This is a genomic window from Streptomyces sp. NBC_00224 (assembly GCF_041435195.1).
Classification (GTDB): Bacteria; Actinomycetota; Actinomycetes; order Streptomycetales; family Streptomycetaceae; genus Streptomyces.
Genome location: NZ_CP108106.1, coordinates 3,049,408 through 3,063,933, shown reverse-complemented (window position 1 = coordinate 3,063,933; position 14,526 = coordinate 3,049,408). Strand labels below are relative to the sequence as shown.

At 72.6% G+C, this 14,526-nt stretch carries 15 protein-coding genes; 6 read left to right on the top strand and 9 right to left on the bottom strand.

Going from position 1 to position 14,526, the window contains the following annotated elements; translation table 11 throughout:
- Nucleotides 1–89 precede the first annotated feature (89 nt).
- Both OG965_RS13675 and OG965_RS13670 read left to right on the top strand, forming a co-directional pair.
- A complete protein-coding gene (locus OG965_RS13675) occupies nt 90–752 on the top strand; it encodes a spherulation-specific family 4 protein (protein ID WP_371656935.1) in 663 nt (220 codons plus the stop codon).
- Nucleotides 749–1,639, top strand: coding sequence for an endo alpha-1,4 polygalactosaminidase (locus OG965_RS13670; protein ID WP_371652322.1), 891 nt, complete (start codon nt 749–751; stop codon nt 1,637–1,639). The genes OG965_RS13675 and OG965_RS13670 overlap by 4 nt, the downstream gene beginning before the upstream one ends.
- Before the next feature lie 205 nt (nt 1,640–1,844).
- On the opposite strand, the gene OG965_RS13665 is transcribed toward OG965_RS13670, so the two are convergent.
- A complete protein-coding gene (locus OG965_RS13665) occupies nt 1,845–2,627 on the bottom strand; it encodes an adenosylcobinamide-GDP ribazoletransferase (protein ID WP_371652321.1) in 783 nt (260 codons plus the stop codon).
- Between the two features lie 84 nt (nt 2,628–2,711).
- Between OG965_RS13665 and OG965_RS13660 the strand changes: the two genes are divergently transcribed.
- On the top strand, nt 2,712–3,470 hold the full coding sequence (locus tag OG965_RS13660; protein WP_371652320.1) for a hypothetical protein: 759 nt from the start codon (nt 2,712–2,714) through the stop codon (nt 3,468–3,470).
- On the opposite strand, the gene OG965_RS13655 is transcribed toward OG965_RS13660, so the two are convergent.
- From OG965_RS13655 to OG965_RS13640, 4 genes are all read right to left on the bottom strand, one after another.
- Nucleotides 3,419–4,162: a hypothetical protein gene (locus tag OG965_RS13655; protein WP_371652319.1), complete on the bottom strand. Its 744-nt coding sequence runs from the start codon at nt 4,160–4,162 to the stop codon at nt 3,419–3,421. The genes OG965_RS13660 and OG965_RS13655 overlap by 52 nt on opposite strands.
- Nucleotides 4,159–5,925 (bottom strand): phosphatidylglycerol lysyltransferase domain-containing protein, encoded by a 1,767-nt coding sequence (locus OG965_RS13650; protein ID WP_371652318.1) that lies wholly within the window; start codon nt 5,923–5,925, stop codon nt 4,159–4,161. Before OG965_RS13650 ends, OG965_RS13655 begins: the two co-directional genes overlap by 4 nt.
- Before the next feature lie 84 nt (nt 5,926–6,009).
- Nucleotides 6,010–7,083 (bottom strand): nicotinate-nucleotide--dimethylbenzimidazole phosphoribosyltransferase, encoded by a 1,074-nt coding sequence (gene cobT / locus OG965_RS13645; RefSeq protein ID WP_371652317.1) that lies wholly within the window; start codon nt 7,081–7,083, stop codon nt 6,010–6,012.
- Between the two features lie 64 nt (nt 7,084–7,147).
- On the bottom strand, nt 7,148–8,338 hold the full coding sequence (locus OG965_RS13640) for a bifunctional adenosylcobinamide kinase/adenosylcobinamide-phosphate guanylyltransferase (RefSeq protein WP_371652316.1): 1,191 nt from the start codon (nt 8,336–8,338) through the stop codon (nt 7,148–7,150).
- Nucleotides 8,339–8,417: 79 nt separating this feature from the next.
- Here OG965_RS13640 and OG965_RS13635 point away from each other — a divergent pair, with 79 nt between their 5' ends.
- Nucleotides 8,418–8,627, top strand: coding sequence for a hypothetical protein (locus OG965_RS13635; RefSeq protein WP_371652315.1), 210 nt, complete (start codon nt 8,418–8,420; stop codon nt 8,625–8,627).
- 85 nt (nt 8,628–8,712) lie between these two features.
- Here the strand turns inward: OG965_RS13635 and OG965_RS13630 are convergent, their stop codons facing one another.
- The 4 genes from OG965_RS13630 to OG965_RS13615 all read right to left on the bottom strand — a co-directional run bounded on the left by OG965_RS13630 (nt 8,713) and on the right by OG965_RS13615 (nt 13,111).
- Nucleotides 8,713–9,810 carry a S1C family serine protease gene (locus tag OG965_RS13630; RefSeq protein ID WP_371652314.1) on the bottom strand — a complete coding sequence of 366 codons (1,098 nt, stop codon included), beginning with the start codon at nt 9,808–9,810 and terminating at the stop codon, nt 8,713–8,715.
- A 100-nt stretch (nt 9,811–9,910) separates the two neighbouring features.
- Complete coding sequence (locus OG965_RS13625) at nt 9,911–11,668, bottom strand: ABC transporter ATP-binding protein (RefSeq protein ID WP_371652313.1); 1,758 nt, start codon at nt 11,666–11,668, stop codon at nt 9,911–9,913.
- Nucleotides 11,669–11,720: 52 nt separating this feature from the next.
- Nucleotides 11,721–12,443, bottom strand: coding sequence for a class I SAM-dependent methyltransferase (locus OG965_RS13620; RefSeq protein ID WP_371652312.1), 723 nt, complete (start codon nt 12,441–12,443; stop codon nt 11,721–11,723).
- Nucleotides 12,444–12,514: 71 nt separating this feature from the next.
- A complete protein-coding gene (locus OG965_RS13615) occupies nt 12,515–13,111 on the bottom strand; it encodes a DUF3043 domain-containing protein (protein WP_371652311.1) in 597 nt (198 codons plus the stop codon).
- Between the two features lie 205 nt (nt 13,112–13,316).
- Here OG965_RS13615 and OG965_RS13610 point away from each other — a divergent pair, with 205 nt between their 5' ends.
- On the top strand, nt 13,317–14,186 hold the full coding sequence (locus OG965_RS13610) for a PspA/IM30 family protein (protein WP_371652310.1): 870 nt from the start codon (nt 13,317–13,319) through the stop codon (nt 14,184–14,186).
- Between the two features lie 25 nt (nt 14,187–14,211).
- Nucleotides 14,212–14,490 (top strand): hypothetical protein, encoded by a 279-nt coding sequence (locus OG965_RS13605; RefSeq protein ID WP_371652309.1) that lies wholly within the window; start codon nt 14,212–14,214, stop codon nt 14,488–14,490.
- The last annotated feature ends 36 nt before the right edge of the window (nt 14,491–14,526 follow it).

Genomic DNA, 14,526 nt, shown 5'->3' with positions numbered 1-14,526 from the left:
TCGCATCGGGGACGACCACATCGGGTATGACCGCATTCGGAGCGGGGCCCGCAGCAGCCGCGCGCATCAGGACGGAAGTCACGCACACCATGCACGCCGCACCCCTCACCTCCGCCCCGGAGCGGAACCTCCTCGTCCCGTTCTACGACCACCCGGCCGACCGGCCCGAGGCCTGGGAGACGCTGATCGCGGCGGCCCCCCTGCTGTACGGGGTGGTGCTCAACCCGGCCAGCGGCGCGGGGGAGGCCCCCGACCCGGCGTTCGCCGAGGCCGCGGCCCGGCTGCGGGCGGCCGACGTCCCCGTCCTCGGCTACGCGGACACGGACTACGGCCGCCGCCCGCACGCCGACGTCGTACGCGACCTGCTGCGCCACCGCGACTGGTACGGGGCCGACGGCGCCTTCCTCGACCAGGTGGCCACCGACCCGGGGCTGCTGCCGCACTACCGGCGGCTCTCGGTCGCCGCCCGCGCCGCCGGGGCCCGCACCCTGGTCCTCAACCACGGCGCCCACCCCGACCCCGGCTACGCCGAACTCGCGGACCTGCTCGTCACGTTCGAGGGCACCTGGGCGGCCTATCCCGAGGTGCGCGCCCCGGAGTGGACCCTGGGCCACCCGCCCGAGCGCTTCTGCCACCTCGTGTACGCGGCCCCGCCCGGCGCCCGGCCCGCCACGTCCGTGCACTGCGCGGTGCCGGGGGACGCGCCGCACCCGTGGGGCACCCTGCCGCACCTCCTGGAGTCCGCCCGATGAGACGCCTCCCGCTCGCGCTGGTCCTGCTGCTGCTCCTGGTGGCGGGGTGCTCCTCGTCCTCGTCGGACGACGACGACAGGCCGGGGCCGGACGAGTCCAGCGCCGCGCCGACCCCGACCGCGCCGACCCCGTCCGCGTCCCGCCCGAGTCCCTCCACCCCCTCCACCCCCTCGCCGACGCCCATCGGCGCGCGCTGGCAGCCGCGGCCCGGGCTGGCCTGGCAGTGGCAGCTCACCGGGAAGCTCGACCCGACGGTGGACGTGCCGGTGTACGACGTCGACGGCTTCAACGTCACCAAGGCCCAGATCGACGATCTGCACCGGCGCGGGCGCAAGGTCATCTGCTACGTCTCGACCGGCGCCTGGGAGGACTTCCGCCCGGACGCCGACCGGTTCCCCAAGTCGGTGCTCGGTAAGAGCAACGGCTGGAAGGGCGAGCGCTGGCTCGACGTCCGCCGCACGGACGTGCTGGGGCCGCTGATGGCCAAGCGGTTCGACATGTGCCGGGAGAAGGGGTTCGACGCGGTCGAGCCGGACAACATGGACGGCTACGACAACGAGACCGGGTTCCCTCTCACGGCCGCGCAGCAGCTCGCGTACAACCGGCTCGTCGCGCGGCTCGCCCATGACCGGGGGCTGGCGGTCGGGTTGAAGAACGACCTCGACCAGATCCCGGAGCTGGTGGGGGACTTCGACTTCGCGGTGAACGAGCAGTGCGCGGAGTTCGGCGAGTGCGACGTGCTCGGCGCGTTCACTCGCGCCGGGAAAGCGGTGTTCCATGTCGAGTACGACAAGGCGCCCGCGAGGTTCTGCGCCGAGGCGCGGGAGCTGCACTTGAGCTCCATGCAGAAGCAGTTGGAGCTGGGTACGTGGCGTAAGGCTTGCTAGCGATTTCGGCTGCGGACCGTGCTGGGCTGGTCGCGCAGTTCCCCGCGCCCCTAAAAGCCTGTGGCTGAGCTGGGTTCTCCGGTTGCGGCGGACTACCTAAGGGGCGCGGGGAACTGCGCGAGAAGCGAGCACGGTCCGCAGACGAACACCGGGCCATGAAGGGGCGCGGGGAACTGCGCGCTCGGCCCAGCACGGTCCGCAGGCCCTAGCTCGCCCCCAGCGCCGACACGATCAGGGCCGTCGTCGTCGCCGTCTCGGCCAGCGCGCCGAACACATCCCCCGTGACCCCGCCGAAGCGGCGTACGCAGTGGGTCAGGAGCAGTTGGGCCGCCAGCAGGCCCGCCGCGACCGCCAGTGCGTGGTGGAGGGCCGCGCCGGGGCCCAGCAGCACCCACGCCCCGGCCGCGCACCCGGCCGCGACCAGCACCGCCACCCCCGCTGCCGCCCGCAGGGGCACCACGCCTGCCACGGCCGCCCCCAACCCGTTCGGCCGAGCCGCAGGGACGCCCGGGCGGCAGGCCAGGGTGAGGGCCAGGCGGGCCGTGACGGCCGCGACGACGGCCGCCACCGCGCCCCGCTCCCAGCTCGCCGCGTACAGCTCCGCCAACACGGCCACCTGGCCGAGCAGCACGAAGACCAGGGTGAGCACGCCGAACGGGCCGATGTCCGACTGCTTCATGATCCGCAGCGCGTCCTCGGCGGGCTTCGCGCTGCCCAGGCCGTCGGCCACGTCCGCCAGGCCGTCCAGGTGCAGGCCCCGGGTGAGCGCGGCCGGGACCGCGGCCGTGGCGACGGCGGCGAGCAGCGGGCCCGAGTCGAGGAGCAGGAGGATCCCCCCGGTGGCCGCCGCGCAGGCGCCGATCACCAGACCCGCCAGCGGCGCCCAGAGCATCCCTGCCCGGGCCGCCTCGCGGTCCCAGCGGGTGACCCGTACCGGGAGCGCGGTGAGCGTGCCGAAGGCGAAGCGTATGCCGTCCATGGGATTCATCGGCCGCAGGGTATCCCGGGCGCCGTCCCCGGCCCCACCGGGGTAAATTGCGCGTATTGCGTGCACTCCTCCGATTCAGGGCGGATGGGGATGAGCTGGTTCAACCGGAACTTCGTCGAGCCGGGCAAGCTTCCGATGCTGCTCGCCCTGGCGTCGTTCGTGCTGACCTTCCTCGTCACCCGTACGATCACCCGGCTCATCCGGGCCGGGCGCGGCCCGTTCCGCAACATCAGGCCGGGCGGGATGCACATCCACCATGTGGTGCCCGGGGTGATCCTCACCGTGGTGGGCGGGTTCGGGGCGGTCGGCAGCGGGCGGCACGGGATCGGCGCCGGTGTCTTCGCGGTGGTCTTCGGGGTCGGCGCGGGCCTGGTCCTCGACGAGTTCGCGCTGATCCTGCACCTGGACGACGTCTACTGGACCGAGCAGGGCCGCAAGAGCGTCGAGGTGGTGGTGCTGACCGCCGCCCTGGTGCTGCTCGCACTCGGCGGGTTCTCGCCGCTCGGCGTCAACGACATGACAGCGCAGGAGCAGCACGACCGGGCGTCGTTCATCCTCACCCTCTCGATCAACTTCTGCTTCGTGCTGCTCGCGCTCTTCAAGGGCAAGTTCCGGCTCGCCATCATGGGCACGCTCATCCCGTTCGTGGCGCTCGTCGGGGCGATCCGGCTCGCCCGGCCCGGCTCGCCGTGGGCCCGCCGCTTCTACCGCGAGCGGCCCCGGGCCCGCGCCCGGTCGGCCATGCGGGTCTACCGGCACGACCGGCGCTGGACGCGGCTGCGGCGCCGGGCTCAGGACTTTATCGGCGGTGCCCCGGACAGGCTGCCGGTGCGCCGCCCCTGAGCGGCGCGGTCGCGGCGGCGCTTCTGGCGCACCGTGGTGATCCAGCACAGCACGCCCACCGCGACGATCGCCGCGAGGTGCTCCTTGCCCGCGAGGTTGTCCTTGAGCAGCACCTCGCCGACCATCGACGCGACCACGACCCCGGCCGTCCAGTACGCCCGGTAGCGCCAGCACACGTACACCGCGAGCCCCACCACCGCGGCCGAGGGGCCGGTGTCGACCATCTTGGCGTCCGAGGCGGGCAGCCCCAGGACGCTGTCGGGGCCGAGTGCGATGCCCACGCGCGCGTACATCGTCCCGGCCAGGGTCGCCGCGTACGCGATGAGCAGGGTGTGGCGGCGGCCGATGCAGATCTCCGCGATCCCGAAGACCAGCAGCAGCTGGCCGAGCGCGCCCCAGACCGGCAGGTCCAGGGCCGGGACGAAGAGGGAGAGCGGGGTGCGCAGCAGCGAGATCCACAGCGCGTCCTCGGCCTTGACCGAGCCGATCAGCTGGACCGGCCGGAAGCCCCAGGGCTGGTTCTGGATGACCTGGAACAACGATGTCAGCGCGACCGCGCCGAGTGTCATGGGGACCGCCCGCCAGCGCTGGGTGGTGAGCGCGTAGCGGACGGCCAGGTGGAGCGGACCCCACTCCCGACGGGCGAACCGACGTACTGGTCCGTTGCCGATCAGGGAGCGGGTGGCCTTCACCTCTGGGACTCCAGGTGCTTGCGGTGCAGCCACTTGGGCAGCCCGGGGGCCTCCAGGAAGCCTTCCGCGCGCGCGGCCGCGATACCGATGCGCGGCAGGTCGGCGGACTTCTCGAAGAGCATGAAGCGGGGCTCCCAGATCGGGCGGTACTTGGCGTTGGCCCGGTACAGCGACTCGATCTGCCACCAGCGGGAGAAGAAGCTGAGCAGCGAGCGCCACAGCCTCAGCACGGGACCGGCGCCGAGCTTCGAGCCGCGTTCGAAGACGGAGCGGAACATCGCGAAGTTCAGTGAGACCTGGGTGGTCTGGATCTCCTTGGCGCGCTGGAGGAGCTCGATGACCATGAACTCCATCAGGCCGTTCTCGGAGTCCCGGTCGCGGCGCATCAGGTCGAGGGAGAGTCCGTTGGGGCCCCACGGCACGAAGCTCAGGACGGCCCGCAGGTCGCCGTTGCCGTCGGTGCACTCCAGCATCACGCACTGGCCGTCCGCCGGGTCCCCCAGACGGCCCAGGGCCATGGAGAAACCGCGCTCGGTGGCGCCGTCGCGCCAGTCGTCGGCCTTGCGCAGCAGTTCACTCATCTCATCGGCAGGAATGTCCGCGTGACGGCGGATCCTCACCTCGTACCCGGCACGCTTCACCCGGTTGTACGCCTGGCGGACGGTTCGCATGGCGCGGCCGTCCAGGGTGAAGTCGGCGGTCTCCACGAGTGCCTCGTCACCGAGCTCCAGCGCGTCCAGGCCGTGCCGGGCGTAGATGGTGCCCGCCTCCTCGCTGGCCCCCATCACCGCCGGGGTCCAGCCGTGCTCGCGCGCCTCGGCCAGCCACGGCTCGATCGCGCCGGGCCACGCCTCGGGGTCGCCGATCGGGTCGCCGGAGGCCAGCGAGACGCCGCCGACCACCCGGTAGGCCACGGCGGCCTTGCCGGTGGGGGACCAGATGACGCTCTTCTCGCGGCGCAGCGCGAAGTAGCCGAGCGAGTCGCGCTCGCCCTGCTTGTCCAGGAGCGCGCGCAGCTTCTCCTCGTCCTCGACGGTGATCGGGTCGACGGCCTTGCGGTTGCGGAAGGCCGCGTAGATCACGGCGATGAGCAGCAGCGTGGACAGGACGTTGATGGTGACGTCGACCCAGCCCGGGGTGTCGATCCCGGTGATGTCGTGGTCGTCGGGCACCAGTGAGACGAGCCGCATCACGCCGTACCGCCAGCGGCCCAGGAACGTGGAGTGCTGGCTGCCCTCGTACGTGTTGGCGACGGTGACCAGGAGCGTGGCCACCAGCGAGGTGACCAGCAGCCCGACGCCCGCGACGGCGGCCGCGAGCCTGGGGTTGGAGCGGTCGCCCTTCGCGTAGAACTCGCGCCGGCTGAACAGCAGCGCGAGCACGAAGGCGGCGGTCAGGACCAGGGACACCCAGTTCTGCGCGTACTGCCGGAAGTCCGGGAAGACCATGACGAACGCGTACAGCAGCAGGACCAGGCCGCTGAGCACCATGTTCAGGATCCAGGCGGCCCGCTTGCGGCGGCGCATGGTGACCGCGAGGAAGAGCGTGAGCACGCCCGAGGCGAAACCGGCGTCGAGCAGATACGGCGTGAAGTACTCGTCCGTGTTGTGACGCCGAAGGTCCTGGCCCAGCGAAACCCATACGGCGCTCAGGAAGTTGATGAACGTCACGGCGCGCAGGTACCAGACGGCGAATGCCGCACTGCGTCGCGACCGGACGGTACTCCGGTTCAATCCTTCGGTGGTCAAGCGGACTTCTCCCATGAAACGCGATCATATGGGGCATCGGACATCGCGCCTCATGGCGGTCACGGCCGCGGCCGGGGCGGTGCCCGGCCGCGCCGCGGCTCAGTCTTCGGCGCGATCCCTCTCGGTCTCCGCGCGCTCGGGCAGCTCCGCGGCCAGGGCGGCGGCGGCCTGCACGAGAGGGAGAGCGAGCAGGGCCCCGGTTCCTTCACCGACAGTGACGCCGTGATCGAGCAGAGGGTTGAGTGCCATCCGGTCCAGTGCCTTGGACTGGGCCGGTTCACCGCTCAGCTGACCGGCCAGCCACCAGTCCGGAGCCCGGAAGGCGGCCCGCTGAGCAACGAGCGCGCAGGCCGAGGAGACCACCCCGTCGAGGATGACCGGCATTCGGCGCACCGCGCACTGAAGCAGAAAACCGGTGGTCGCGGCAAGGTCGGCGCCGCCGACGGCCGCCAGCAGCTCCAGCTGGTCGCCCAGAACCGGCCGCGCGCGGCGCAGCGCGTCCCGGATCGCCGCGCACTTGCGCATCCACGCCAGGTCGTCGATCGCGGCCCCGCCACGCCCCGTGACCACGGAGGCGTCGGTTCCGCAGAGCGCCGCGATCAGGGTGGCCGCGGCGGTGGTGCCGCCGACGCTGAGGTCGCCGAGCACGGCCAAGTCGGTGCCGGAGTCGGCCTCTTCGTCGGCGATGCGCATCCCGAGGCGTACGGCCGCCTCGGCCTCCTCGACGGTCAGCGCGTCCTCGATGTCGATCCGCCCGCTGCCGCGCCGCACCCGGTGCCGTACGACGTCCTCGGGCAGCAGCTCGGGGTCGCAGTCCAGTCCCGCGTCGATGATCCGTACGGGGGCGCCGAGGCGGCGGGCCAGTACGGAGACGGGGCCCGCGCCGTCGAGCACCGACCGCACCAGGGTGTGCGCGGAGCCCGCCGGGCGGGCCGAGACGCCCAGCTCGGCGACGCCGTGGTCACCCGCGAAGAGGATCATGCGCGGGTGCTCGATGGGTTTGACCGGAACCGTGCCCTGCGCGGCGGACAGCCACTCGCCCAGCTCGTCGAGCCGGCCGAGGGCGCCGGACGGCACGGTCAGCCGCTCCCGGCGTTCCTCGGCGTCACGCCGCACACCGCTGTCGGGGCGTTCGATCAGATCGGAGAAGTCGTCGAGATTCAGCCTGCTCATTCGCTGAACAGTACCGGCAGTTCGCGGTCGCCCCACGGGTGGTGCGGCAAGATCAGGCCCGGCTTCAGCCGCGCAGCACCAGAGCCTGCCCGGCGACCACCAGGAGCACGTGTTCGCACTCGCCCGCGACCGCCGCGTTGAGCCTGCCGAGCTCGTCCCGGAACATCCGTCCGGCGCGCGTCGAGGGCACCACCCCGGAGCCCACCTCGTTGCTGACGAACACCACGGTCCTGGAGGTCGCCCGGACCGCCGCGACCAGCTCGGCCACCCGCTCCCGCACCGCCTCCGGCAGCTTCTCCTCCTCCCACCACGCCCCGGTCCGGTCCATCGCGTCGGTCAGCCACAGCGCCAGACAGTCGACGAGCAGCGCGGGCCCGGCCGAGGCGAGGAGCGGCACCAGGTCGCAGGTCTCCTCCGTGCGCCAGGCGCCGGGCCGCCGGTCGCGGTGCAGCCCCACCCGCGCCGCCCACTCCGCGTCGCCGTCCCGGGTGCCGCCCGTCGCCACGTACACGACCTCCGGGAAGGCCTCCAGACGGCGTTCGGCCTCCACCGACTTGCCCGAGCGGGCCCCGCCGAGCACCAGGGTGCGGCGCGGCAGATCGGGCACCGCGTGGTACTCCCCGACGATCAGCGTCGTCCCGTCCGCCACCACCCGCGCCCCGGCCGCCGCCAGCCGCCGGGCGAGCTCCCGGCCGGGCGGCACGCCGTGGTCGATGTGCGCGGCCACCACATCGGTGGCGGGCCCCACGCCGCCCGCCGCCCGCAGCCGCGCCAGCGCGTCCGGCCGCCCCAGGACGTCGCAGACCACCATGTCGTACGGGGGCGAGGCACCGGCCATCCCCGACGGCGCGCCCCCCGGCGGCAGATACAGCAGCCGCTCGCCCTCCGGCGAGGTCACCTCGTACCCCGTGCCCGGCGCGTCCATCGGCACGGCCCGCACCCGGTGCCCGCTGATCAGCGTCAGGACCCGGCCGTCCGGCACCCGCCCGGCCGACGGGAGCCCGGGCGGCAGCTCCACCGCGGGCCCGTCGTGCGGATGGGTGAGCAGGACCTGCCGTACGCCCGTGAGCGAGTGCCCGGCCCGGGCGGCGGCCAGCGCCGCCCCGGGGGTCAGATCGAGCAGCAGGGCGCCGTCGACGAGCAGGGCGGTCGCGGCGCGCGCCTGGTCGCCGCGGGCCGAGGCGCACGCGGCGCAGGGACAGTCGGGGCTCGGCAGCCCGCCGGGGGCTCCGGTGCCGAGGAGAGTCAGTTCCACGAAGACGATCCTCCCGCGTCACCGCACCCGGTGCGCGCCCGGCTACGCTGCGGGCAGCAACGTGACCCGGGAGGCGCACATGGCGTGGACGTGGCGATTCGAGAAGTCCGACGGGACGGAGGTCGAGCCGACGGTGGCACCGGAGGAGTTCACCACCCAGGGCGACGCGGAGTCCTGGATCGGTGAGGTCTGGAAGGACCTGCTGGAGGGCGGGGCCGACCAGGTGCACCTCTTCGACGACGGCAAGAAGATCTACGGCCCGATGAGCCTGCAGGCCGACGCGTCCTGACGCGCGGACGCACGGTGGCACACGGCGGCGCCCGCGGACCGGAGAGGTCCGCGGGCGCCGCCGTGCGCTCCCCGCGCGGGTGCGCTCAGATCTCGCCGAGGGTGGCCTGGGCGGTCTTCACCGAGCCGCCGCGCGTGTAGGTCACCTGGACGGTCTGGCCGGGCCTGTCGGCGGCCAGCGCCTCCGACAGCGAGGTGATCGTGCTGATGTCGGTGTCCCCGAGCCGGGTGAGGATGTCCCCGGCCTTGATCCCCGCCTTGTCGGCCGCCCCGCCCCCCTTCACCTCGACGACAGCGACGCCCGCGGGCCGGTAGTCGGAGTCGACGACGGTACGCCCGGTCACGCCCAGGGCCGCCCGGCCGGAGTCGGTGACCTTGCCGTTCTTGATGATCTGGTCCGCGACCGTCTTCACCATCGAGACCGGGATGGCGAAGCCGATGCCCGGGGCCGCGCTGCCGCCCATCTCCGGGTCGGTCGCCGCCAGCGTCGGGATGCCGATGACCTCGCTGTCCAGGTTGACCAGTGCGCCGCCGCTGTTGCCGGGGTTGATCGCCGCCGACGTCTGCACCATGTTGCCGATGGTGGCGCCGGTGCCGCCGCCCGCGCGGCTCTCGGTCACCGTCCGGCCGGTCGCGGAGACGATGCCCTGGGTGACGCTGCTGGACAGGCCGAGCGGCGACCCCATGGCCAGCACGATCTGGCCCATCGCGACCTTCGTGGAGTCGCCGAACCTGGCCGGCTTCAGCCCGTTCGGCACCGAGTCCAGCTTGATCACCGCGAGGTCCTGCTCGGGATAGGCCGCCACGAGCTTGGCGCCGATCGCGCCGCCGCCGGTGGCGGTGGACACCTTGAAGGTCTTCTCGCCGCCCACCACATGGGCGTTGGTGACGATGTGCCCCTGCGCGTCGTACACGATGCCGGAGCCCAGGCTGTTGGCCGCGTCGATCTGGACGACCGACGGCAGCACGTCCTTGATCACCCGCTCGTAGTCGGCCTGCAGCCCGTTGCCGTCCGCCCTGCGGGGCGCCTCGGCCTTCTTCGGCGCGGCCGCGTTGGCCTGCGCCGGGGAGGAGTGCGACGCGCCGGAGCCGGAGCAGCCGGCCAGCAGGGTGGCGGTGGCGAAGGCCGCCGTCAGGGGGAGCAGCAGCCGGCGAACCCGGCCGCGTGTCACGGATCCATCCATGGTCCGCAGTATTGCCCCGGCCCCGCCGCACGGCCTCCCACGACGGTCCGATCAGGTCGGCCCGCAGGCCCGCAGGCCCGCAGGCCCCAGGCCCGCCGGGTCACGCCGTCGCCAGGAACTGCGTCGCCGCCAGCTCCCCGTAGAGCGGGTCCCCGGCCACCAGCTCGGTATGGGTGCCCACCGCCCGTACCCTGCCCGCCTCCATCACCACGATCCGGTCCGCCAGCGTCACCGTGGACAGCCGGTGCGCCACCACCAGGACCGTCGTGTCCCGGGCGGCCTGGGCCACCACGTCCCGCAGCGCCAGCTCGTTGACCGCGTCCAGCTGCGAGGTCGCCTCGTCCAGGAGCAGCAGCCGGGGCCTGCGCAGCAGCGCCCGCGCGATCGCCACCCGCTGCCGCTCGCCGCCCGACAGCTTCGAACCCCGGTGCCCCACCACGGTGTCCAGACCGTCCGGCAGCCGCTCCACCAGCGCGTCCAGCTTCGCCCGTACGAGGACGTCGGCGATCTCCGCGTCCGTGGCGTCCGGGGCGCCGAAGACCAGGTTCTCGCGGACGGTCCCGGCCAGCACGGGGGAGTCCTGCTCGACATAGCCGATGGTGGCGCGCAGCTCGGCCAGCGGCCAGTCGCGCACGTCCCGGCCGTCGATCAGGATCCGGCCGCCGGTCGCCTCGTAGAACCGCTCGACCAGGCCGAACACGGTCGTCTTGCCCGCGCCCGAGGGCCCCACGAACGCGGTCATCCCGGCGCCCGGCACCGTGAAGGAGACCCCGTGGTGGACGTACGGAAGGTCGTCCCGGTAGCGGAAGGTCACCTCGTCGAACACCACCGAGGCGGGCCCGGTGCGCGGCGTGGACGCGGCGGCGGCTCCCTGCTCCTCGGTCTCCAGGCGCTCGGCCTCCTCGATCCGGGCGATCGCGGCCGAGCCCACCTGGTACTGCGTGGCCGCCTGCACCAGCCTGGAGACCGGGTCGATCAGATAGAACAGGAACAGCAGGAACGCGACGAGCGTCGACACCGAGATCGCGCCCGAGGCGACCCGCGCGCCGCCGATGCCGAGCACCGCGAGGAACGACACCTGCACCGCGAGGCCGACCGAAGTCCCGGCCACCGACTGCCACTTGGCCGAGCGCACCCCGTGCCGCCAGGCCTCCTCGGCCGCCGCGTCCACCACCGCCGTCTCGCGCTCCTCGGCGCCGGAGGCCTTGACCGTGCGGAAGGCGCCGAACGCCCGCTCCAGGACGGTGGATATCTCGGCCACCGACGCCTGCGCCCGCGCGGTCGCCCGGGAGATCTGCGGCATCACCGTCGCCACCGCCGAGCCGATCAGTACGATCACGCCGAGCGTGACGCCGAGCAGCACCGCGTCCATGTACGCCATCATCGCGATCGTCGCGAGGAAGGTGAGCCCGCCGGTGGCGGCCGAGACCACGGACTGGGTGGTGACCGCCCGCAGCAGGGTGGTGTCGGAGGTCACCCGGGACATCAGATCGCCCGGGGGCAGCCGCTCGACCTCGGGCAGCCGCAGCCGCAGCAGCCGCCCGATCAGGGTGCGCCGGGCGGAGAGGACCACGGACTCGGCGGTGCGCTCCAGGACGTACGCCCCGAACGACTCGACCACCGTGCCCACCACCACGAGCGCGGTGAGCAGGACGAGCACCCCCGCGATCGGCTCGTCCCCGCCGAGCCGGTCCACCAGGGCCTTGGCGGCCAGCGGCTGGGCGAGCCCGGTGGCCGCGCCCGCCAGGGTCAGCAGCGCCCCGAGGGCGACGGTGGCGCGGTGCGGCCGGAAGTGGCGGTAGAGCGCCCGCCAGGTCTCCCGGGCGGGCAGCTTGGAGCTCGCGTCGTCAGTGGTCACACCGGTAGGACGTGAAAAGTGCCGCCTTACCTGACTCACCCGGACGGAGTAGTCAGCCCCGCACTCCGCACAGGTGCAGCAGCGCCGCGACCTGACGGTAGGGATCCGTGCGGCCCGCCTTGTCCTCGGCGGCGAGCAGCCGGTCGAGCTCCTCGGCGGCCGGGAGCTGGACGTCGTTGGGCACGTTGTCCGTGAAGACGCGCACGCCGTACCAGACGTGCAGCGGGGCCGCGATGCCGTCCAGGGTGCGGGTCAGGTTCTCAAGGCGGTCGGCGCGGACCGAGAGCCCGAGCCGGTTGGTGTACGCGTCGGTGTCGAAGGCCGAGAGCGCCGCGGGCCAGTCCCCGGCGAGCCCCGGGCGCATCGCGAGCGCGTCCGCGTTGCGTACGAGCAGCGAGAGCAGGCCGCCGGGGGCCAGCATCCGGGCCAGGCCCGCCAGCATGGCGTCGGGCTCCTGGACGTACATCAGCACGCCGTGGCAGAGCACCACGTCGAACGAGCCGGGCAGGAAGTGCACCCCGGTCTCGTTGCCGTCGCCCTCGATCAGCCGGACCCGCTCGCGGATGCCCTCCGGCTCGGTGGACAGCGACTCGCGCGCCACCCTGAGCATCTCGGGGTCGGACTCCAGGCCGGTCACCGTGTGCCCGGCCCGGGCCAGGCGCAGGGCCTGGGTGCCCTGGCCCGTACCGACGTCGAGGACGCGCAGCCGCTGGCCGACCGGGAAGCGGGCGGCTATCTGCTCGTCGAGCTGACGGGCCACGAGCTCCTGGCGCACGGTGTTGCGCAGTCCGCCCAGGCCCTTCAGCCAGTGGCCGGAGGCGCCGCTGAAGGCGGCGACTTCCGTGCTCAGGGCCGTTCTCCGCGCTTGACCTGCGGCTTCGGCAGACGCAGCCGGCGCATCTGGAGCGTACGCATCAGGCCGTACGCCACCGCGCCCTTGGTGGGCTCGTCCGGGAAGCGCTCCTTGAGCTGCCTCTTGAGACGGAACGCCAGACCGATGGAGTCGATCACGATCAGCACGATCACGGCGAGCCACAGCAGCAGCGAGATGTTCTGCAGGCTGCCGATCCGGACCATCGAGAGGACCAGGATGATCACGGCGAGCGGCAGGAAGAACTCGGCGACGCAGAACCGGGAGTCGACATAGTCGCGCACGAACTTGCGCACGGGACCCTTGTCGCGGGCCGGCAGATAGCGCTGGTCGCCGTTGGCGAGCGCCTCGCGCTGCTTGGCCAGCTCGATGCGGCGGACCTCGCGCGAACGCTTGGCGGCCTCCTTGCGGTCGCTCGGCACGGTCGACGCCCGACGGCGCTGGGTCTGGGCCGCACTCCTCTTGGGGGTGGGCCGGCCCTTGGGGGCCTCGGGGTCGCGGGGCTGCTTGGAGAGGTCCGCCGTCACCTTGTCGGTGGGGGCCTTCTCTTCCTTGGAACGGCTACGGAACACAAAGCCCAAGGGTACGGGGTCGCGCGCATGGACCACAGGCCGGTGGGGAACGATCCGGCAACGCCTTGCGTCCTCGGGGTGTGAGAGGGCGGGTTCGCGGGCAGTAGCAGCGCGGTCCCTGACCGTCACCTACTCCTTGCGCCGGAGCGGGCGGGGGCGTAGTCGTCCTTGCGGATGACCGCATCCGCGCCCGAACAGTGCGGTAATGGATGCAGGGCCCGTACTGTGGGTTCTGTTGCAGCAGCTGGAGCTGGAGTCCGTCAGAAGGGGGCGCGCGAAGCCCATGAGCGGTGTCATGAAGCGTATGGGGATGATCTTCCGCGCGAAGGCGAACAAGGCCCTTGACCGGGCCGAGGACCCGCGCGAGACCCTTGACTACTCGTACCAGAAGCAGCTGGAGCTGCTTCAGAAGGTGCGTCGCGGTGTCGCCGACGTGGCGACCTCCCGCAAGCGGCTCGAACTGCAGCTGAACCAGCTCCAGAGCCAGTCCACCAAGCTGGAGGACCAGGGCCGCAAGGCGCTGGCGCTCGGCCGCGAGGACCTGGCGCGCGAGGCGCTGACCCGCCGCGCGTCCCTCACTCAGCAGGTCACCGACCTGGAGACGCAGCACCAGACGCTGCAGGGTGAGGAGGAGAAGCTCACCCTTGCGGCCCAGCGGCTCCAGGCGAAGGTCGACGCCTTCCGCACCAAGAAGGAAACGATCAAGGCGACGTACACGGCGGCCCAGGCGCAGACCCGGATCGCCGAGTCCTTCTCGGGCATCTCCGAGGAGATGAGCGACGTCGGCATGGCCATCCAGCGGGCCGAGGACAAGACCGCGCAGCTCCAGGCGCGGGCCGGTGCGATCGACGAGCTGCTGGCCTCCGGCGCCCTCGACGACCAGTCCGGCCTCCAGAAGGACGAAATCCAGGCCGAGCTCGACCGCATCTCCGGTGGTACGGATGTAGAGCTGGAACTGCAGCGGATGAAGGCCGAGCTCACCGGCGGCACGTCGGGCCAGCAGGCCATCGAGGGCGGCACCGCCGGCCCGCAGGACCGTCCGCAGCAGCAGACCCCCCGCTTCGACAAGCAGTAGGGCCGAGGGCCAAGGAGGAGTCGCCATGATCGTACGGATCATGGGGGAGGGCCAGGTGAAGCTGGCGGACAGTCACTTCACCGAGCTCAACAAGCTGGACGACGAGCTGCTGGAGGAGATGGAGGCGGGCGACGCAGAGGGCTTCCGCCGCACGCTGGGCGCCCTCCTCGACGCGGTCCGCCGCCTGGGCGAACCCCTCCCGGACGACGCCCTGGAGCCGTCGGAGCTCATCCTCCCGGCCGAGGACGCGACCCTGGACGAGGTCAGGGAGATGCTCAGCGACGACGGGCTGATCCCGGGCTGACGCTGGGCCGGGGCTGACGTTCCGGCATCCGTTGTG

What these genes read in the sequence shown, in the direction of transcription:
- OG965_RS13675 (WP_371656935.1), top strand. Translation starts at nt 90, where the DNA reads ATGCACGCCGCACCCCTCACCTCCGCCCCGGAGCGGAACCTCCTCGTC.
- OG965_RS13670 (WP_371652322.1), top strand. Translation starts at nt 749, where the DNA reads ATGAGACGCCTCCCGCTCGCGCTGGTCCTGCTGCTGCTCCTGGTGGCG.
- OG965_RS13665 (WP_371652321.1), bottom strand. Translation starts at nt 2,627, where the DNA reads ATGAATCCCATGGACGGCATACGCTTCGCCTTCGGCACGCTCACCGCG.
- OG965_RS13660 (WP_371652320.1), top strand. Translation starts at nt 2,712, where the DNA reads ATGGGGATGAGCTGGTTCAACCGGAACTTCGTCGAGCCGGGCAAGCTT.
- OG965_RS13650 (WP_371652318.1), bottom strand. Translation starts at nt 5,925, where the DNA reads ATGGGAGAAGTCCGCTTGACCACCGAAGGATTGAACCGGAGTACCGTC.
- cobT (WP_371652317.1), bottom strand. Translation starts at nt 7,083, where the DNA reads ATGAGCAGGCTGAATCTCGACGACTTCTCCGATCTGATCGAACGCCCC.
- OG965_RS13635 (WP_371652315.1), top strand. Translation starts at nt 8,418, where the DNA reads ATGGCGTGGACGTGGCGATTCGAGAAGTCCGACGGGACGGAGGTCGAG.
- OG965_RS13630 (WP_371652314.1), bottom strand. Translation starts at nt 9,810, where the DNA reads ATGGATGGATCCGTGACACGCGGCCGGGTTCGCCGGCTGCTGCTCCCC.
- OG965_RS13610 (WP_371652310.1), top strand. Translation starts at nt 13,317, where the DNA reads ATGGATGCAGGGCCCGTACTGTGGGTTCTGTTGCAGCAGCTGGAGCTG.
- OG965_RS13605 (WP_371652309.1), top strand. Translation starts at nt 14,212, where the DNA reads ATGATCGTACGGATCATGGGGGAGGGCCAGGTGAAGCTGGCGGACAGT.